The following is an 18,686-nucleotide window of genomic DNA, read 5'->3' on the forward strand; positions in this document are numbered from 1 at the left end:
GGCGACTCCTTCTGGGCCGCCGCCGACCAGATGACCCGCGGGTTCATCATCGGGGCCACCGCCGGGCGCACCACGCTCACCGGCGAGGGCCTCCAGCACGCCGACGGCCACTCGCCGCTGCTGGCCGCGACCAACCCGGCGGTCATCCACTACGACCCCGCGTACGGCTACGAGATCGCCCACATCGTCCGGCGCGGCCTCGAGCACATGTACGGCACGGGCGACGAGGACCACAACGTCATGTACTACGTGACGGTCTACAACGAGCCGTACCAGCAGCCGGCCGAGCCGGAGGACGTCGACGTCGAGGGCATCCTCAAGGGCATCTACCTGCTCAAGCCCGCCGAGAACGAGGGGCCCCGGGCGCAGCTGCTCGCCTCCGGCGTGGCCGTGCCGTGGGCGCTCGAGGCGCAGAAGCTGCTCGCCGAGGACTGGGGGGTCTCCGCCGACGTGTGGTCGGTGACCTCGTGGGTCGAGCTGCGCCGCGACGGCGTGGCCGCCGAGAAGGAGGCGTTCCTCAACCCCGGCGACGGGACGCGGACCCCGTTCGTGGCCCAGCAGCTGGCCGGGGCCACGGGCCCGGTCGTGGCCGTCTCGGACTTCAGCGCGGACCTGCCGGACAAGATCCGCCAGTTCGTCCCGAACGAGTTCGCGTCCCTGGGCGCCGACAGCTTCGGCTTCTCGGACACCCGCGCCGGCGCCCGCCGGTTCTTCAAGATCGACTCCCACTCCATGGTGGTCCGCGCCCTGGAGATGCTCGCCAAGCGCGGCGAGGTCGACTGGCGCGCTCCCGGCGAGGCGATCGAGAAGTACTCGCTCAAGGACGTCACCGCCGGCACCTCCGGCAACGCCGGCGGCGACGCCTGAGCCGAGCCCTCCGGTGCACCACGGCGCCCCGCCCACCCGCGTCCGGGTGGGCGGGGCGCCGTCGTCGTCCCCGGGTCCGGGGCGGCGATCCGGTGCTCTAAGCTCGGAGGCATGGCTGGACAGGACGGGAACACCACGACGCGCTGGCTGCGCCCCTCGCGCAGACGGTCCACCGACCGGCACCGTCCCGTCGCCCCGCCCCACCCCAGGACGCTCGAGAACCTCAAGGCCAACCTGGGCGCGATCTCCACGGTCGCGACCCGCCGGCTCGAGACGGACCTCGGCTGGTTCGAGGAGCTGCGCGCCGACGAGCGCTCCGAGCTGGGCCTCGTGGCCCAGCGGGGCATCTCCTCGTTCGTGCGCTGGTACGAGGACCCGGAGGAGCCCCTGTGGGTGCTCACCCAGGTCTTCCGGGGCGCCCCCACGGACCTGACCCGCTCCATCTCCCTCCAGCACGCCCTGCAGCTGCTGCGGATCGTCGTGGACGTCGTGGAGGAGAAGGTCCCGGAGCTCGCCAAGCACCACGACGAGGCCGCGCTGCGGGAGGCCGTGCTGCGCTACTCGCGGGAGATCGCCTTCGCCGCCGCGGACGTGTACGCCCGCGCCGCCGAGAACCGCGGGTCGTGGGACGCCCGGCTGGAGTCCCTCGTGGTCGACGGGATCCTCCGGGGGGAGCACTCCGACGCGCTGCGCTCCCGCGTCGCGGCCCTGGGCTGGACCTCGACGGGCCCGGTCACCGTGCTCACGGGCTCCGCGCCCGAGGGCGCCGGCCCGTCCACCGTGGCCCGGCTGCGCAGGCTCGCCGGCCGCCACGCGCAGGACTCTCTCGTCTCCATCCAGGGCGACCGGCTCGTGCTCATCCTCGGAGGGCTGTCCGACCGGGACCTCGCCCTCGAGAAGCTCGCCGCCGCGTTCGGGCCGGGACCGGTGGCCTACGGCCCGGAGTCCCCCACGGTCTTCGCGGCGGGACGCTCCGCCCGGCTCGCCCACGCCGCCCTGTCCGTGGCGCCGGCCTGGCCCGCGGCGCCCCGCCCGGTGCACTCCGAGGACCTGTGGCCGGAGCGGGCCATGGCCGGGGACGAGAGCGCGCGCACGGCGATGATCGAGTCGGTCTACCGCCCGCTGACGCGCTCCGCGACCGGGCTCGTGGAGACCCTGTCCGCCTACGTCTCCGTCGGCCACTCCCTCGAGGCCACCGCCCGGGAGCTGTTCGTGCACGCCAACACGGTGCGCTACCGGCTGCGCCGGATCAGCGACCTCACCGGCTGGGACCCCCTGGTCCCCCGCGACGCGTTCGTGCTGCACTGCGCCCTCGTGGCGGGCCGGCTCGCGGACTCGTGCGCCCCCATCGACACCTCCGCCCCCGCCGTGGGACCGGTCTTGTAGCATCCCTACAAACACCGCCGCCGGGCTTGGTGGCCTCCGGGCCACCGCGCGGGGGCCCATCCTTGCGAAGCTGTAGCGGTGATCGCGATCGTCTGCCCCGGACAGGGCTCCCAGAAACCCGGCTTCCTCACCGAATGGCTCGCCCTCGACGGCGTCCGCGCCCACCTCGAGGAGCTGGGCGAGGCCGCAGGACTCGACCTCGTGCACTACGGCACCGAGGCCGACGAGGACACCATCAAGGACACCGCGGTGGCCCAGCCCCTCATTGTGGCCGCGGGCCTCGTCGCGGGCCGGCTGCTCGGGGACCGGATCGGCCCCGGCCGGGACGACCTGGTCTTCGCGGGGCACTCGGTGGGTGAGATCACCGCCTCCGCCCTGGCCGGCGCCCTCACCGAGGCCGACGCCATGGCCTTCGTGCGCACCCGGGCCAACGCCATGGCCCGGGCGGCCGCCGCCGTCCCCACCGGCATGAGTGCCGTGCTCGGCGGCAAGGAGGACGAGGTCCTCGCCGCCATCGAGGCCGCGGGCCTGACGCCCGCCAACGCCAACGGGGGCGGGCAGACCGTGGCCGCCGGCACCCTCGAGCAGCTGACCGCCCTCGCCGCGGCCCCGCCGGCCCGCGCCCGGGTGATCGCCCTCAAGGTGGCCGGCGCCTTCCACACCGAGCACATGGCCCCGGCCCTGGAGCCCCTGCACGAGCTGGTCCCCCGGCTCTCGCCCGCCGACCCCGTGCATCCGCTGCTCTCCAACGCCGACGGCGAGCCCGTGAGCGGCGGCGCCGCCAACCTCGAGTCGCTCGTGGCCCAGGTCTGCCGGCCCGTGCGCTGGGACCTGTGCACGCGGACGCTCCTGGAGCGCGGCGTCGAGCAGCTCGTCGAGCTCCCGCCGGCGGGCACCCTCGTCGGCCTGGCCAAGCGGGGCATGAAGGGCGTCCCGGCCCTGGCCGTGAACTCCGCGGCGGAGCTGGAGCAGGCCAGGAGTATTCTTGACTGACGTCCGCGCGCGCACCTCGTGCGCCGCCCGTCCCGAGGCCGGAGCAGCCGTTCCGCCCCGCCCAGCCGGCCCGTCCGTCCCGCCCGGCCGCACGAAGGAGCAACGACCCCTGTGGTGACCCTGAAGCAGCAACAGACCAACGCGCACTCCCGGATCCTCGGCCTGGGCGTCTACCGCCCGGACGTGGTGGTGACCAACGACGACGTCTGCCAGTGGATCGAGTCCTCGGACGAGTGGATCCAGCAGCGCACCGGCATCAGGACCCGGCACCGCGCCGCCGAGGACGTGAGCGTCCTCGACATGTCCGAGCACGCCGCCCGCGAGGCGCTGGCCGCCGCCGGCATCGAGGCCTCGCAGCTCGGGGCGGTCATCGTCTCCACGATCTCCTTCCCCTACCTCACCCCGTCCGCCGCCGCGGCCCTGGCGGACCGCCTGGGCGCCACCCCGGCACCGGCCTTCGACATCTCGGCGGCCTGCGCCGGCTACTGCTACGGCGTCGCCCAGGCCGACGCGCTCGTCCGCTCGGGCGCGGCCGACTACGTGCTGGTCATCGGCGTGGAGAAGCTCTCCGACGTCATCGACAACACCGAGCGCTCCATCTCCTTCCTGCTCGGCGACGGCGCGGGCGCCGTGGTCATCGGCCCCTCCGACACCCCCGGCATCGGCCCGTCCGTGTGGGGCTCCGACGGCTCCAAGTGGGACGCCATCCGGATGACCCACCCGCTCACCGACATCCGGGCGGTGGAGCAGGGGCGCGAGCGGGCCCAGTCCCCCGACCTCCTCGACCCGGAGACCGGCGCGGTGCGCGAGGACGCCACCCTCTGGCCGACCCTGCGCCAGGACGGGCAGACGGTCTTCCGCTGGGCCTCGTGGGAGGTCGCCAAGCGCGCGCAGGAGGCCATGGACGTGGCCGGGGTGCGGCCCGAGGACCTGAGCGCCTTCATCCCCCACCAGGCGAACATGCGGATCATCGACCAGATGGCCAAGACGCTCAAGCTCCCCGAGTCCGTGGTCATCGCCCGGGACATCGCCGACTCCGGCAACACGTCCGCCGCGTCCGTGCCCCTCGCCACGCACCGCCTGCTCGCCGAGCACCCGGAGCTGTCCGGGAAGCTGGCGCTGCAGATCGGCTTCGGCGCCGGCCTCGTCTACGGGGCGCAGGTCGTCGTCCTCCCCTGACCGCCGCCGGCACGCGGACCGGGCCCCCGGGGTCCTGCTCACGTGTCGGTGCCGCCGCGGGGCCCTGCGAGTCGTCGTAGGGTTGAACCGCACACCCGATGTCCCCCGGTCCGGGCCCACGGCCCGACCGGGACAGATGCACCCGGCACCTGCCCGGGGCGCACGTCACCACCGGCTGCTCCGGCAGCCGCAGAGAAAGGAAGCCACCATGGCGAGCAAAGAGGAAATCCTGACCGGCCTGGCCGAGATCGTCAACGAGGAGACCGGCCTCGAGACCGAGGCCGTCCAGCTGGACAAGTCCTTCACCGAGGACCTCGACATCGACTCCATCTCGATGATGACCATCGTGGTCAACGCCGAGGAGAAGTTCGACGTGACCATCCCCGACGAAGAGGTCAAGAACCTCAAGACCGTCGAGGACGCCGTCAACTTCATCGACAACGCCCAGGCCTGATCCGGCCGGTCGGTGCGGGGCGCGGCGGACCGCAGGATCCGCCGCGCCGCACCGACCCGCGACCGGGCGGGCCGCCCGCCGCATCACCCCAGGACACGAGGAAGTGCAGTCATGACCCGCAAAGTAGTCGTCACCGGTCTCGGTGCCACCACCCCGATCGGTGGCACCGTCCCCGAGCTGTGGCGCAGCGCCACCACGGGCGTCTCCGGTGTCAGAGCCATCGAGCACGACTGGGTGGACACCTACGATCTGGGCGTGCGGATCGCCGCGCCCGTCTCGACCCCCGCCAGCGAGGTGCTCTCCCGGGTCGAGGCCAAGCGTCTGGACCCCTCCGGGCAGCTGTCCGTCATCGCCGCCCGCGAGGCGTGGGCCGACGCCGGCTTCTCCGGCAACAACGCAGAGACCTCCGAGGAGGTCGACCCGGACCGCTTCGCCGTGGCCTTCGGCACCGGCATCGGCGGGGTCTGGACCCTGCTGGACGCCTACGACACCCTCCAGAAGCGCGGCGCCCGGCGCGTCATGCCCCTCACCGTCCCCATGCTGATGCCCAACGGCAACGCGGCGGCCGTGGGCATGGACCTCAAGGCCCGGGCCGCGTCCATCACGCCCGTCTCCGCGTGCGCCTCCGGCACGGAGGCCTTCTACCAGGGCATGAACCTCATCCGCTCCGGCAAGGCGGACCTCGTGGTGGTGGGCGGCGCCGAGTCCGCGATCCACCCCGTGACCATCGCGGCGTTCGCCTCCATGCAGGCGCTGTCGAAGCGCAACGACGAGCCGGAGCGCGCCTCCCGCCCCTACGACACGGCCCGCGACGGGTTCGTGATGGGCGAGGGCGCCGGCGCCGTGGTCCTCGAGTCGGAGGAGCACGCCCGCGCCCGCGGCGCACGGATCTACGCCGAGCTCGCCGGCGCCGGCCTCACCTCGGACGCCTACCACATCACCGCGCCCGACGAGGAGGGCCGCGGGGCGGCCCGCGCCCTCGCGGAGGCCATGGAGACCGGGGAGTTCGGTCCGGCCGACGTCAAGCACGTCAACGCCCACGCGACGTCCACGCCCAAGGGCGACGCCCCCGAGGCCGGCGCCCTGCGCCGGGCGTTCGGCTCGGCGGTGGACGACATGTGCGTCTCAGCGACCAAGTCGATGACGGGCCACATCCTCGGCGGCTCGGGCGCCGTCGAGGCCGTGCTCACCGTGCTGGCCGTCCACCACCGCACCGCGCCCTGCACCATCAACCTGGAGAACCAGGACCCGGAGATCGACCTCGACGTCGTCACCGACGCCCGCGACCTTCCCTCCGGGGACTTCGTGGCCGTGTCCAACTCCTTCGGCTTCGGCGGCCACAACGCGGTCGCCGCGTTCCGCACCGTCTGAGCGCACGCCCGCCGCGCCCGCGCCGTCGGGCGCAGCCCGTCCGGGCGCGGACCGTTCGGACGCACGGAAGAGGGCCGTCCCGCTGATCGCGGGACGGCCCTCTTGCGCGCTGCGGGCCCGTGCCCCCGGAGGCGGGGCGGGGCCGCGGGGGCTCAGCCGACGCGGTGCAGCCAGCGCACCGGGGCGCCCTCCGCGGCGTGCCGGAAGGGCTCGAGCTCCTCGTCCCAGGCCTCCCCCAGGGCGAGGGAGAGCTCGTTGATGACGAGCAGCGGGTTGCCGGCCGCCGTCTCGTAGGCGTAGCGGATCCGGTCCTCGGAGACCATGATGTTGCCGGCGGCGTCCGTGGTCGCGTGGAAGATCCCGAGGTCGGGGGTGAAGGACCAGCGGGCGCCGTCGTGGCCGCGGCACGGGTTCTCGGTGACCTCGAACCGGAGGCGGCCCATCGTGCGCAGCGCCGAGGCGAGGAGGGCGCCGGTCCCCGCGGGTCCGGACCACTCCAGCTCGGCGCGCACGGAACCGGGCTCGGCGTTCTGCTGGGTCCACTCGAGCTCCGTGCGCTGGCGCGCGACCGACTCCAGCGCCCACTGGATGTGCGGGCACAGCGCTCGCGGAGCCGAGTGCACGTAGAGCACTCCGCGCGTGGTGGGTGCAGACATGACCTGTTCCTCCGTCGTGTAGGTACGTCTTCCCCAACGCCCTGCACGGAAGCGGTCCCACCCGTCGGGCCGCGGCGAGCGTGCCGCGACCGGACGATGCTGTTGTCCGGGCTCGCGTCCCGCCGCGGGGATTCGAGGCCCGCGCGGCGTCCGGTCGCCCGGGTGCCGCACCCGTCGTTCCGGCCGGCTCCGAGCGTGTTGCCGTGTCCGGGACGTCGAGTACAATACGCCACTCATTCAACTGCAAACATTCCACGGGCGTCAACCCGGGACGCCGTGTTGCTCCGCGATCCTCCGCCCCGGCGCACCTCAGGCCCGGGGGTGGGCCTGACGGTAGACGGTTCCCAGGCGGTCCACGGAGACGTGCGTGTAGATCTGGGTGGTCGCCACGGAGGCGTGCCCCAGCAGCTCCTGCACCGTGCGCAGGTCGGCGCCGCCGTCCACGAGGTGCGTGGCCGCCGAGTGGCGCAGGGCGTGCGGACCCCGGGCGGCGGTGTCGGGGACGGTGCCGAGCTCCCGCTCCACGACGCGCCGGACCTGTCGGGCGTCGATCCGGCCGCCCCGGGACCCGAGGAACAGCGCCGGCCCGCTGCCCGCCGCGGCCAGCACGGGCCGGCGGGCCAGCCAGAGCTGCAGCGCGTCGTCGGCGGGGCGGCCGAAGGGCACCGTGCGCTGCTTGTCGCCCTTGCCGATCACCGTGAGGACGCGGCGGGAGCGGTCGACGTCGTCGACGTCGGCACCCGTGAGCTCGCCCACCCGCGCACCGGTGGCGTAGAGCAGCTCGAGGAGGGCGCGGTCCCGGGCGACGAGCGCGCCCTCCACCCCCGCGGTCCCGGGCTCGGTGGAGCGGGCCGCGAGATCGTCCAGCAGCTCGCGCATCCCGTCGGCGGGCACGACGTCCGGGAGGTGGCGCCGGCGGCGCGGGGCGACGAGCCGCAGACTGGGGTCGGCGCCCACCAGGCCGGTGCCGGCGGCCCAGCCGAAAAAACCGCGGACCGACGCCGTCCAGCGGGCCATGGACGAGCGGCCCGCCCCCTCGGCGTGCCGGGTGGCCAGCCAGGCCCGGAGCATCTCCAGGTCCACGGCGGCCGGCGCGGCGACCCCGTACCGGGCGTGCAGCCAGGTGAAGAGGGCACGGAGGTCGCCCGTGTAGGCGTCCACGGTGCGGGGGCTGCGCGCCAGCTCGTGCACCAGGTGGTCCGTGTACCGCTCCAGGGCCCGGACCACGGCCGTGGGCAGCGGGGCGGCGTCGGAGGTCATGCGGCGATTCTAGCGGCGGCGCCACCCCTCCCCCGCCCCCTCCGCCAGGCCGCGCTCCTCGAGCCGGCGCAGCCCGCCCAGCACCTCGCGGACGGACAGGCCGGCGACGCGGGACAGGTGGTCCGGGCGGCTGCGCACCCTCAGGGGCAGCGCGTCGAGGAGCACGCGGTCCCGGTCCGAGAGCCCGTCGACGACGGAGGCCGGGGCGGGGCGGTCGGGCGCCGGCGCCGTCCCGAGGGGCTGGACGAGCTCGAGCACCTCGTCGACGTCCGTGACCAGGACGGCGGTGCCCTCCCGCACCAGCCGGTGGCAGCCGGCGGAGGTGCCGGCGTGGACGCTGCCGGGCACCGCGCCCACCGGGCGGCTGAGCCCGTCCGCGTGGTGGGCCGTGTTCTGAGCCCCGGACCGCCACCGGGCCTCGACCACCACCGTGCCGGCGGAGAGGGCTGCGATGATCCGGTTGCGCTGGAGGAAGCGGTAGCGGCTGGGCGTGCACCCGAGGGCGGCCTCGGCCAGCAGCAGCCCGGCGGCCTCGACCCGGTGGAGCAGCTCGTGGTTGCCCGGAGGATAGAGGCGGTCGATCCCGCACGCCATGACCGACACCGTGGGCGGGTGCGCGGTGCCGGTGGCCAGCGCGGCCGAGTGGGCGGCCTGGTCGATGCCGTGGGCACCGCCGGAGACCACCGTCCAGCCGCGGGCGGCCAGGGCGCCGGCGATGTCCAGGGCGACCTGCCGGCCGTAGGTCGAGCAGTCCCGGGAGCCGACGACGGCGACGGAGCGGGCGGCGGGGAAGCCGAGGAGCCGCCGGTCGCCGCGGCCCCACAGGCCCACCGGCTGGAACAGGCCCAGGTCGGCCAGCGCCGCCGGCCAGTCGGGGTCCTCGGGGATCGCGAACCACGCTCCCGCCCGGGCGGCGATCCCCAGGTCGGCGGAGGGGTCGAGGTCCGCCGCCCGGGGCGCCCAGCGGGCCAGGGCGCGCCGGAGGTCGACCTGCCGGGGACCGTACCCGGCCTCGGCGGCCGCCCGCACGAACACCGGGTGCTCCCCGGCGCCGATGGGGCGCGTCCCCGTGGCGATCTCGAGCGCGGCGACCGGTCCGAGCGCCGCCAGCAGCAGCATGGCGGTGGCGTCGGTCGGCTCCACGAGCCGGGACAGCCCGGCGCGGGCCAGCAGCAGCGGGTCGTGGCCGGAGCGTGTGCCGGGCGGGGCGGAGTGCATGGCGGGCCTTCCTGTCGCGGACGGGTCGGGGCGGGACGGGCGGGACGGGGCGGATGCGGCGGCGCTCAGGCCGGGACGAGGGAGCGGAAGTACAGCGCGGTGTCGACGTCGTCGAGCACCGGGACGCCCCGGCCCTCCAGGTCGGCCAGCGTCCAGGCGACCCGGAGCACCCGCTGGTGCCCTCGGGCGGTCAGCGAGCCTCGGTCCATGGCCCGCTCCAGCGGGGCGGTGACCGGGCGCGGGGGACGCAGGGCACCGTGCAGGAGGCTGCCCCCGAGCTCGGCGTTCGTGCGCAGCCCCAGGCCGCGCAGACGCTCCGCCTGGGCCGCCCGCGCCCGGGCGACGCGCACGGCGACCTCCGCCGTGCTCTCCCCCTGTCCCGCCCCGGCGGCGAGCTCGCCGTAGGAGACCTTCGGCACCGCGATCTGCAGGTCCACCCGGTCCAGCAGCGGACCGCTCAGCTTGCCGAAGTAGCTGCGGCGCATCCGTGGGGTGCACGTGCAGTCGGCGCCCCGGCCCCCGGCCTGCCCGCACGGGCAGGGGTTCGCCGCGAGGACCAGCTGGAAGCGGGCCGGATAGACCGCCGAGGCCGTGGACCGGTCGATCACGACCCGGCCGTTCTCGAGGGGCTGGCGCAGCGCGTCGACGACCCCACGGTCGAACTCGGGGGCCTCGTCGAGGAAGAGGACGCCGCGGTGCGCCCGGGAGGCGGCACCGGGGCGCGGGATCCCGGACCCGCCCCCGAACAGGGCGGCCGCCGAGGCGGTGTGGTGCGGCGCCTCGAAGGGAGGGCGCCGGATCAGGGCGGTGCACCGCCCGGCGGCCCCGTTGAGCGAGTGGACGGCCGTCACCTCCATCGCGGCGTCGTCCTCGAGGTCCGGCAGCAGGCCCGGGAGCCGCTCGGCGAGCATCGTCTTGCCGGATCCTGGTGGGCCCACCATGAGCAGGTGGTGCCCGCCGGCGGCGGCGATCTCCAGGGCCAGGCGCCCGTCGGTCTGCCCGGCGACGTCGGCGAGATCCGGTGCGGCGCGGGGTGCGGGGTGGGTCCCCACGCCGTCCGTCCCGGGCAGGCCCGGCGCTGCCCCGCCCGGGACGGACCCGGCAGGTGCCGGCCGGCACAGACCGGCGGGATCGGCCCCGGCGCCGGCGAGCACGTCGGCGAGGCAGCGGAAGCCCTCCACCCGTGCGCCGGGGACCAGCCCCGCCTCCGCCGCGTTGGCCGCCGGGACGACGATCCGCTCGTGCCCGGCGCGCACGGCGGCCATGACCGCCGGCAGGATGCCGCGCACCGGCCGCAGCGCCCCGTCCAGGCCCAGTTCGGCCAGGAAGACGGTCCGTCCGGTTGCGGGCACGTCACCGGCGGCCTGCAGGGCGCTCATCACGATGGCGAGGTCGAAGAGGGATCCCCGCTTGGGCAGCGTCGCGGGGGTCAGGTTGACCGTGAGCTTGCGCGGGCTCAGGGGCATCCCGCTGTTGCGCGCCGCCGCCCGCAGCCGTTCCCTCGCCTCGTTGAGCGCGGCGTCCGGCAGCCCCACGATGGAGAAGGCGGGCAGGGTCTGCCCGATGTCCGCCTCGACCTCCACCATCGACCCGTCGAGCCCGACCAGGGCCACCGCCCAGGTGCGTGCGAAGCCCATCAGCGCACCCCGGTGGCGGGCGCGACGGGGTCCCGGGGGCGGCGCCCGGGGACGGGGAACGGAAGGGGACGACGACGGTGCATGGGAACCTCCTCGTTCCCAGACTGTGCCGTGCCGGCGGAGCGCGGCGGTGTCGCCCGCCCGACGGTGGAGAAGTCCGCCGGCTCAGGCCAGTTCGGCCCCGCTGGGGAGCGAGGGTGACGGCCCGGGCGTCGCGGCCGGTGACGGAGCGCCCGTGGAGGCCGTGGGGGTGGGTGTCGCCGTGGGGGACGGAGGGGGCGACGGAGCGGTGGTCGAGGCCGACGGCGCGGGCGTCGGCGTGGACTCCGGGCGCGGGGGCCAGTTCCAGCGCCTGGAGGTGCTCGGCGAGGGCGAGGCCGAGGCGCCGGCGGTGGCCCCGGGGGTGGCGACCTCGCCCCTGGCGGGGTTCTCGGCGGGAGGCATGGTCTCCTCCGGCGGTGGCGCGACCGGGGGAACGGGCGTCGGCGTGGGCTCCGGCGTCGGCTCCGCGGGAGGCATGACGGGAGGGACGACGGGAGGGATCACCGGGTCCACCGGCTGCTGGGGGTTCGCCGGTTCCACCGGCGGCTGCGGCGCCGCCGGCTCGGGCTCGGGCTCGGGGGCCGGTGCGGGTTCGGCCGGCACCGGCGCGGCAGGCACGCGAGGCGGCTGCGCGGCGGGACGGGCGGGTTCGGGTGCCGCCGGTGCCGGCGCCGGTTCCGCCTCGATCCGCTCCCGGGGCGCCGGCTTCGGCACCCCGGCCCGGTACTGGCGCTGCTCGGGCCCGTGCCCGACCGGGGCGGGGTCCTGTGACCGGTCGTTGGGGTACGGGGACAGCTCGATGTCGTCGAAGGTCTTCGGCAGCTTCTCGAAGTCGCCGACCATGAGCTCCCGGCCCGTGGCGCCGACCGGCACGGCGCCGGTGTACTGGGCGATCAGCTCGTGCGTGCGGGCGTCGAGCCGGGCGCCCTCCTGCGGGTCGAGGGGGGAGCCGTCGGCGCCCCAGAAGCCGCCCTCCCCGGAGCGGTTGGGGTCCCAGTCCGAGAGGACCTCGGCGACCGGCTCGAACGGGAACTGCCCGCCCTCGTGGCTGATCACCTTGAGGTCGTCGATCTGGACGGTGCGGGTGCCCTCGGTGTTGTCGATGTGCAGCTCCACGTAGACCACCGGCTCCACGCTCAGGTCCCGCCGCAGCTGCTCGACGTCGTCGTCGGGGGCCGGCACGGTGGGCAGGTCGAAGGTGATGACCGCGCCCTCGTCGGTGGTGAGGGCGTACGGGCCCGGGCTGAGACCGCTGGGCGCGGTGGTCACGGTGCCCGGCTGCGCGATCGCGTCGGGCTCCGGGGCCTTCAGCACGCCGCACCCGGTGGCGGTCAGCGCGACAGCCGCCGCGAGAGCCGCAGCGCGTCGTGGAGCGGCGAGCGGTCCCGCAGCGACCACAGCACACCTCCGTCGTTACTCCCGGTCATCGACGGTTCAACATTGGCACGTCGCACGAGGCATGTCACGCGGGCCCGGGCGCGCCGCGTCTCATTGGATCTGCCGCAGGACCTCGATCTCCGGCCCTCCGCCGTGTGCGAAAGTAATTGCAACGGCATCGACCCTGACCACCCGGGGGTCGCGGTCGTGGGCCCGCGCCCAGGCGGCCGCCAGGCGGTGCAGACGGACGATCTTCTGCCGCGTAATGGACTCGAACGGATGCCCGTACCGCAGGCTCGAGCGGGTCTTCACCTCGACGACGACCACCCAGCCCTCGTGCTCCGCGACGAGGTCGGCCTCCCCCCGCAGTCCGTCCCGGGAGGGCCGTGCGCGCCAGTTGCGCTCCAGGACGCGGTACCCCCGCGCCTCGAGGTGGGCGGCCGCCAGCTGCTCGCCGCGCGCGCCCAGTCCCTCGGACACGGGACACCTCCCTGCTCGGCGGCGCCGTCCCGGCGGCGGCCGGTCGGGTGCCCTCATCGTGCGCCCCGCCGGTCCCCCGCCGAGGGGCCCCAGGGGCCGTGTGCAGGGCGGATCAGGGGGCCGCGGGCCCCTCCGGCACGGGCCCGGCGGCACCCGGCACCGCGAAAGGGTCCGCGTGGGCGAGCTCCTCCACGTTGACGTCCTTGAAGCTCATGACGTGCACGTGCTTCACGAAGCGGGCGGAGCGGTAGACGTCCCACACCCAGGCGTCCTTGAGCTCCACGTCGAAGTACAGCCCGTTCTTCGTCTCGACCGGCTCGACCCGGACCGAGTTGGCCAGGTAGAAGCGGCGGTCCGTCTCCACCACGAACTGGAAGAGCCCGGCGACGTCCCGGTACTCGCGGTACAGCTGCAGCTCGAGGTCCGTCTCGAAGTTCTCGAGTTCTTCGGCGCTCATGTCGTCCCGTCTCCGATCGTGCTCGGCGCGGCCGCGGGCGGCGCCTGAGTGAGCCGCCAGCTGAGCCGGTGGTGCGGCGTGGTCCCGTGCTCCTCGAGGGCGCGGCGGTGCCGGACGGCGCCGTAGCCCTTGTTGCTGTCCCAACCGTACTGCGGCCAGCCCGCGGAGAGCTCGCCCATGACCCGGTCCCGCTCGACCTTCGCGAGCACGCTGGCGGCGGCGACGGACGCGCACGTCAGGTCGGCCTTGACGCGGGTCACGACCTGTCCGTCCCACCCGTGCACCGGGAGGCCGTCCGCCGTGGGCGGGGGGTCTCCGAAGAGCGTCCCGGCGCCGGGCTCCGAGAGCCAGTCGTGCGCGCCGTCGAGGAGCACGACGTCGGGCGGCGTCCCCCGCCGCGCCGCGGCCGCGATCGCCCGGTGTCCGGCCAGGCGCAGCGCGGCCGTCAGCCCGAGTCCGTCGATCTCCTGCGGCGAGGCGTGGCCGACGCCGGCGGCCGCGCACCAGGCGAGGATGCGGGGGACGAGCGCCTCTCGCCGTGCAGGGGTGAGCAGCTTGCTGTCCAGCAGCCCGGGGACCCCGCGCCCGGTCCCGGGTCGCAGGACGACCAGCCCGGCGGTGACGGGTCCGGCGAGGGCCCCGCGGCCCACCTCGTCCATCCCGCCGACGAGCCGCCCGTCCGGCTCCTGCATGGACCGCTCGACGACGAGCCCCGGGGCCCCGCCCCGGGGCGGCGCCGCGCGCCGGCCCGGCCGGGGCTCAGGAGCCACCGGCGGACCGGTCGGCGACGTCGGCGAAGACCTCGTCCGGGTTCTGCAGCAGCTGGAACCGGTCCAGCGGCCAGGCGATGACGAACGCGGTCCCGACGACGTCGTCGTGGCTGATGAACGCGCCGTTGTCCGCGATCTCGGCCAGGTGCACCCGGGCGTCGGCGGACGCGTCCCGGTGGTCGCCCAGCACGAAGTAGTGGTTCTCGGGGACCTCGACCTCGAACTCGAGCTCCGAGGGCGCGGACCCGGGGTGGAGGTACGCGTCCTGCTCCTCGAGGGCCTCCCCGTTGACGGTGACCCGCCCCGAGGCGTCGCAGCACGCCACGGTGTCGCCCCCGACCCCGATGACGCGCTTGATGAGGTGCTGGTCGGTGCGGTCGGGCAGCACGCCGACGAAGGCCAGGGCGTCGTAGACGGCGTCGGTCGGCCCGCCCCCGCTGTCGGGCTGGGCCGGCAGCCAGCCCTTGGCGTCCTCGAAGACCACGATGTCCCCGCGCTCGAGCGGGCCGAAGGTGGGCTCGAGCACGTTGACGAAGATGCGGTCGTTGAGCTGGAGGGTGTTCTCCATCGAGCCGGAGGGGATGTAGAACCCCCGCACCAACAGGGTCTTCACGACGAACGCGATGAGCACGGCCCAGACCAGCACGAGGAGGATCTCCCGCGCCGAGCCCCAGAAGGTGTCGGGGCGCTTCTTGCGGGAGCGCCGGTCGGAGGAGCGCCGGCCCGCGCGGCGCGACGACGCCTGGTCCGGCCCGTCCTCGGCGCCGTCGAGGGGTGCGCTGGCGCGCTCCGCGTCGGCGGTGGGCGCTGCCGGGACGGGAACGGCGGCGTCACCGTGGACGCCGTGGTTCTCCTGGGGCACGCCGTCGCCGGCGGGCTGGGTCCTGTCGGCCACTGCTCTCGTCCTTCCTGGGCGGACGCCTGTGGGCGTCCGGATCCGGATCCGTGCGGATCGCGTCAGAGCTGCCCGGCCCGGTCCCGGGGCCACAGAACAGCAATGGGTTCTCCGATGACCTTATCCGCTCGGACCAGTCCGCCACCGGGCGCGCCGAGCAGGCTGCGCGAGTCCACCGACACCGACCGGTGGTCGCCCATCAGCCAGAGCCTGCCCTCCGGGACCACCGCGGTGAACTCGACCTCGCTGGGCCGGTCCCCGTCGAGGACGTAGTCCTCGACGATCTCCTCGCCGTCGACCTCGAGGCGGCCGGAGGGACCGCAGCAGGCGACGGTGTCCCCGGGGGTGCCGACGACCCGCTTGAGGTACACGCTGTCCGAGCCGGTGAGCCCGCTCCACCGGCCGAGGGTCTGCAGGACCTGCACGGGCCACGGGTCGTCGCTGTGCAGCGGGGCGAAGCTGCCCCGCCCGTCGAAGACCACGAGGTCGCCCCGTTCGAGAGCGTCCTCGTCGACGAGCTTGCCCACGAGCACCCGGTCCCCCGGTTCGACCGTGGGCTGCATCGAGTCCGACCCGATCCAGTAGACGTCCAGCACGAAGGCGCGCAGCAGACCCGTGACCAGCACGGCCGCCAGGAGGGCGAGGACGACGGAACGCCAGCCCCGAGCACGGGGCTGGCGTTCTCGCCGAACGGCGTGGGACCCGGTGGCGCGGGGGTCCCGTGCGCGGGTTCCGGTGGACACCGAAGCGCGCGCTGTCCTACTTGCCGGACTTGCCGGACTTGACGGCCTTGCCGGACTTCGAGGACTTGGCCGTGGTGTTGTCGCGCTTCTCGCGGATGCGGGCGGCCTTGCCGTGGCGGTCGCGCATGTAGTAGAGCTTCGCGCGGCGGACGTCACCGCGGGTGACGACCTCGATCTTCTCGATGACCGGGGAGTGCACCGGGAAGGTGCGCTCCACGCCCACGCCGAAGGAGACCTTGCGGACGGTGAAGGTCTCGTGCACGCCGGCGCCCTGGCGGCCGAGGACGAAGCCCTTGAAGACCTGGACGCGGGAGCGGCTGCCCTCGACGATGTTGACGTGCACGTTGAGGGTGTCGCCCGGACGGAAGTCGGGGACGTCGCTGCGCAGCGACTTGGCGTCGAGCTGGTCGAGAATGTTCATGGTGACTCTCCTGGTGAACGCCGCAGGTCGCTCACGTGGGTCGGCACGGATCCGTGGTGGCGGGGCGGTGCCCGGTCCGGGTGCGGGATCCGCAAGACGTGGTGACGGGAGCCCTGTTCGGGGTCCCGGGTGTCCGGCTGTTGGTCGCTCATCCCCCTGCGGCAGGGGCGTGCCCAGCAGACACACAGCTGAACATTATGCCACAGGTTCCCCGGAGGCGCCGTCCCCGGCGCGCACCACGTGTCCGCCCGAGACGACCCACCCGGCCTCGGCCAGGACGGCGCGGTCCGCGCGGTCCAGGCCGGCGGGGTCGAGGGACGCGACGAGGTCGGGGCGGCGGGCGGCGGTGCGCTGCAGCTGGCGGTCCCGCCGCCAGCGGGCGATCCGGCCGTGGTGGCCGGAGAGCAGGACCTCGGGGACCGGCCGGTCCCGCCACAGCGCGGGCTTGGTGTAGACGGGGTACTCGAGCAGGCCGTCGGCGTGGGACTCCTCCACGAGGGACTCGGGGTTGCCGAGCACGCCGGGCACGAGGCGCCCGACGGCCTCGACCATGGCGAGCACGGCGACCTCCCCGCCGTTGAGGACGTAGTCGCCGAGGCTCATGGGGCGGACCTCGAAGTGCTCGCGGGACCAGTCGACCACGCGCTCGTCGATGCCCTCGTAGCGCCCGCACGCGAAGACGAGGTGCTCCCGCAGGGCCAGCTCGCGGGCGGTGGCCTGAGTGAAGACCTCACCGGCCGGGGAGGGCACGACCAGCACCGGCCGCTCCCCCGCCGGCGCGGGTCCGCCGCCGAGGACGGCGCCGAGCGCCGCGGCCCACGGCTCCGGCTTCATCACCATGCCGGCCCCGCCGCCGTAGGGGGTGTCGTCCACGGTGCGGTGCCGGTCGGTCGTGAACTCGCGCAGGTCCGTCACGGTCAGCTCGAGGAGGCCCTGCTGCCGGGCCTTGCCGATCAGGGAGAGGTCCAGGGCGGAGAGGTACTCGGGGAAGATGCTGACGACGTCGATGCGCATCAGCGCCCGCCCTCCGTCGCCTCGTCCGCGGGGTCCCCGGTGCCGGGGTTCACGGCGTCGCCGTTCCCGTCGTCGTCGTTCCCCTCGTCGGGCTTCCCGTCGTCGAGGCCGAGCTCGAGCAGCCCCGGCGGAGGGGTCACCACGACGAAGCCCCCCTCGGGGTCGACGACCGGGACGATCTCCTCGACGAAGGGGAGCACGGCCTCGCGCCGCCCCTCGTCGAGCTCGATCTCCAGCAGGTCCTGGACGGGCAGGGTGCGCAGCCCGGTGACCACGCCGATCCGCGGGCCCGACCCGTCCTCGGGGCCGGTGCGCACCTCGAGGTCGACCAGCTCGTGCTCGTACCACTCGTCGGACTCGGGGTCCTCCTCCAGCGCCTCGGCGTAGAGGTGGGCTCCGCGCAGGGTCTCGGCCCCGTTGCGGTCGGGGACCTCCTCGAGGGCCACCACGAGCACGGCCTTGTTCCAGCGCGCCCCGCGCACGGTGACCACGCCCTCGGGGGCGAGGGGGACGGACGGCTCGAGCAGCAGCCGGGCGCCGGGGGCGAAGCGCTCCTCCGGGGCGTCGGTGAACAGCTGCACGGTGACCTCCCCCCGGATGCCGTGGGGCTTGCCGACGCGGGCGACCTGGACCTTCATGGATCTCCTGGGGGTCGGCGGCCGGGTGGCCGCGGGGAGGGGTGCGGTGGCGGGGAAAAGCCGACGGTCCCCGCATCCGGTGCGGATGCGGGGACCGTGCGGGCGGCGGGACCGGACGCCGGGGCGCCCGGTGCGCGCCTCAGCGGGTGCGGTCGGTGTCGACGACGTCGATCCGGACCGGGCCGTCCTCGGCGAGTGCGCCCACGACGGTGCGCAGCGCCTTGGCCGTGCGGCCCTGGCGGCCGATGACCCGCCCGAGGTCGTCCGGGTGCACCCGGACCTCGAGGGTCTCCGACCGGCGCCCGCTCTTGACACGGACGTCGACGTCATCGGGGCTGTCCACGATCCCGCGGACCAGGTGCTCCAACGCGTCGGCGAGCATGACTACTCGGCCTTCTCGGCGTCAGCCGCGGGGGCGTAGTCGGACTCGGCACCGGGGGCGGCCGGCTCGGCCTTCTCGCCCTTGGGGGTGATCGCCTCGGGGACGATCACGGAGCCCTTGTCGGGGGCGACGAACTCGGCCTTGGGCTCGCGCGTCCGGAGGGTGCCCTCGGCGCCCTCCTCGCCCTTGAACCGCTGCCAGTCGCCGGTCACCTTCAGGATGGCGGCGACGGCCTCGGACGGCTGGGCGCCGACGCCGAGCCAGTACTGGGCCCGGTCCGAGACGACCTCGATGTAGGAGGGGTGCTCGGTCGGGTGGTACTTGCCGATCTCCTCGATGACGCGGCCGTCGCGCTTCTTGCGGGAGTCGACGACGACGACGCGGTAACGGGGATCGCGCATCTTGCCCATGCGCTTGAGACGGATCTTAACAGCCACTGGTGTGGA

The 18,686-nt window shown here is 74.8% G+C and carries 20 protein-coding genes and 1 pseudogene; 6 read left to right on the forward strand and 15 right to left on the reverse strand.

The annotated features are described in order from the left end of the window. The 6 genes and pseudogenes from RF640_RS08740 to RF640_RS08765 all read left to right on the forward strand — a co-directional run. Positions 1-867, forward strand: a pseudogene (locus RF640_RS08740) (pyruvate dehydrogenase (acetyl-transferring), homodimeric type); the annotation flags it as partial. Positions 868-978: 111 nt separating this feature from the next. Then, on the forward strand, positions 979-2,253 hold the full coding sequence (locus tag RF640_RS08745; RefSeq protein ID WP_109244281.1) for a CdaR family transcriptional regulator: 1,275 nt from the start codon (positions 979-981) through the stop codon (positions 2,251-2,253). A 78-nt stretch (positions 2,254-2,331) separates the two neighbouring features. Beyond that, on the forward strand, positions 2,332-3,246 hold the full coding sequence (locus RF640_RS08750; RefSeq protein WP_035929846.1) for an ACP S-malonyltransferase: 915 nt from the start codon (positions 2,332-2,334) through the stop codon (positions 3,244-3,246). Positions 3,247-3,357: 111 nt separating this feature from the next. Further along, positions 3,358-4,425, forward strand: a complete 1,068-nt coding sequence (locus tag RF640_RS08755) for a beta-ketoacyl-ACP synthase III (RefSeq protein ID WP_035929841.1) — start codon at positions 3,358-3,360, stop codon at positions 4,423-4,425. Between the two features lie 208 nt (positions 4,426-4,633). Further along, on the forward strand, positions 4,634-4,879 hold the full coding sequence (locus RF640_RS08760) for an acyl carrier protein (RefSeq protein WP_017833742.1): 246 nt from the start codon (positions 4,634-4,636) through the stop codon (positions 4,877-4,879). Positions 4,880-4,990: 111 nt separating this feature from the next. Beyond that, positions 4,991-6,250: a beta-ketoacyl synthase gene (locus tag RF640_RS08765; protein ID WP_017833743.1), complete on the forward strand. Its 1,260-nt coding sequence runs from the start codon at positions 4,991-4,993 to the stop codon at positions 6,248-6,250. Positions 6,251-6,402: 152 nt separating this feature from the next. Here the strand turns inward: RF640_RS08765 and RF640_RS08770 are convergent, their stop codons facing one another. The 15 genes from RF640_RS08770 to rpsP form a co-directional block, all read right to left on the reverse strand. Then, complete coding sequence (locus RF640_RS08770; protein ID WP_031283140.1) at positions 6,403-6,906, reverse strand: DUF3145 domain-containing protein; 504 nt, start codon at positions 6,904-6,906, stop codon at positions 6,403-6,405. A gap of 309 nt (positions 6,907-7,215) precedes the next feature. Then, positions 7,216-8,166, reverse strand: coding sequence for a tyrosine recombinase XerC (locus RF640_RS08775; protein WP_368827513.1), 951 nt, complete (start codon positions 8,164-8,166; stop codon positions 7,216-7,218). 9 nt (positions 8,167-8,175) lie between these two features. Next, entirely contained in the window at positions 8,176-9,384 is a 1,209-nt protein-coding gene (gene dprA, locus RF640_RS08780) for a DNA-processing protein DprA (protein ID WP_368827515.1), read from the reverse strand. A gap of 65 nt (positions 9,385-9,449) precedes the next feature. Beyond that, positions 9,450-11,021 carry a YifB family Mg chelatase-like AAA ATPase gene (locus tag RF640_RS08785; protein ID WP_109222452.1) on the reverse strand — a complete coding sequence of 524 codons (1,572 nt, stop codon included), beginning with the start codon at positions 11,019-11,021 and terminating at the stop codon, positions 9,450-9,452. A 165-nt stretch (positions 11,022-11,186) separates the two neighbouring features. After that, positions 11,187-12,377: a hypothetical protein gene (locus tag RF640_RS08790; protein ID WP_368827517.1), complete on the reverse strand. Its 1,191-nt coding sequence runs from the start codon at positions 12,375-12,377 to the stop codon at positions 11,187-11,189. 174 nt (positions 12,378-12,551) lie between these two features. Next, a complete protein-coding gene (locus tag RF640_RS08795) occupies positions 12,552-12,920 on the reverse strand; it encodes a YraN family protein (protein WP_035929827.1) in 369 nt (122 codons plus the stop codon). 112 nt (positions 12,921-13,032) lie between these two features. Next, positions 13,033-13,377, reverse strand: a complete 345-nt coding sequence (locus RF640_RS08800; RefSeq protein WP_017833750.1) for a DUF2469 domain-containing protein — start codon at positions 13,375-13,377, stop codon at positions 13,033-13,035. Then, the gene (locus RF640_RS08805) at positions 13,374-14,147 is read right to left on the reverse strand and encodes a ribonuclease HII (RefSeq protein ID WP_368827520.1); all 774 of its coding nucleotides are present in this window, start codon (positions 14,145-14,147) and stop codon (positions 13,374-13,376) included. The genes RF640_RS08800 and RF640_RS08805 overlap by 4 nt, the downstream gene beginning before the upstream one ends. After that, positions 14,137-15,042, reverse strand: a complete 906-nt coding sequence (gene lepB / locus RF640_RS08810; RefSeq protein ID WP_017833752.1) for a signal peptidase I — start codon at positions 15,040-15,042, stop codon at positions 14,137-14,139. Before lepB (RF640_RS08810) ends, RF640_RS08805 begins: the two co-directional genes overlap by 11 nt. 62 nt (positions 15,043-15,104) lie before the next feature. Next, a complete protein-coding gene (lepB, locus tag RF640_RS08815; protein WP_368827522.1) occupies positions 15,105-15,785 on the reverse strand; it encodes a signal peptidase I in 681 nt (226 codons plus the stop codon). 16 nt (positions 15,786-15,801) lie between these two features. Beyond that, entirely contained in the window at positions 15,802-16,206 is a 405-nt protein-coding gene (gene rplS / locus RF640_RS08820) for a 50S ribosomal protein L19 (RefSeq protein ID WP_017833754.1), read from the reverse strand. Between the two features lie 195 nt (positions 16,207-16,401). Beyond that, positions 16,402-17,220: a tRNA (guanosine(37)-N1)-methyltransferase TrmD gene (gene trmD / locus RF640_RS08825; RefSeq protein ID WP_368827526.1), complete on the reverse strand. Its 819-nt coding sequence runs from the start codon at positions 17,218-17,220 to the stop codon at positions 16,402-16,404. Further along, a complete protein-coding gene (gene rimM, locus RF640_RS08830) occupies positions 17,220-17,858 on the reverse strand; it encodes a ribosome maturation factor RimM (protein WP_095650546.1) in 639 nt (212 codons plus the stop codon). Before rimM ends, trmD begins: the two co-directional genes overlap by 1 nt. A 139-nt stretch (positions 17,859-17,997) precedes the next feature. Further along, positions 17,998-18,240, reverse strand: coding sequence for an RNA-binding protein (locus RF640_RS08835; protein WP_017833757.1), 243 nt, complete (start codon positions 18,238-18,240; stop codon positions 17,998-18,000). A gap of 2 nt (positions 18,241-18,242) precedes the next feature. Next, positions 18,243-18,677, reverse strand: coding sequence for a 30S ribosomal protein S16 (gene rpsP / locus RF640_RS08840; RefSeq protein ID WP_368827529.1), 435 nt, complete (start codon positions 18,675-18,677; stop codon positions 18,243-18,245). Positions 18,678-18,686: the final 9 nt, after the last annotated feature.

This window comes from Kocuria sp. CPCC 205231 (genome assembly GCF_040980965.1).
Taxonomy (GTDB): domain Bacteria; phylum Actinomycetota; class Actinomycetes; order Actinomycetales; family Micrococcaceae; genus Kocuria; species Kocuria rosea.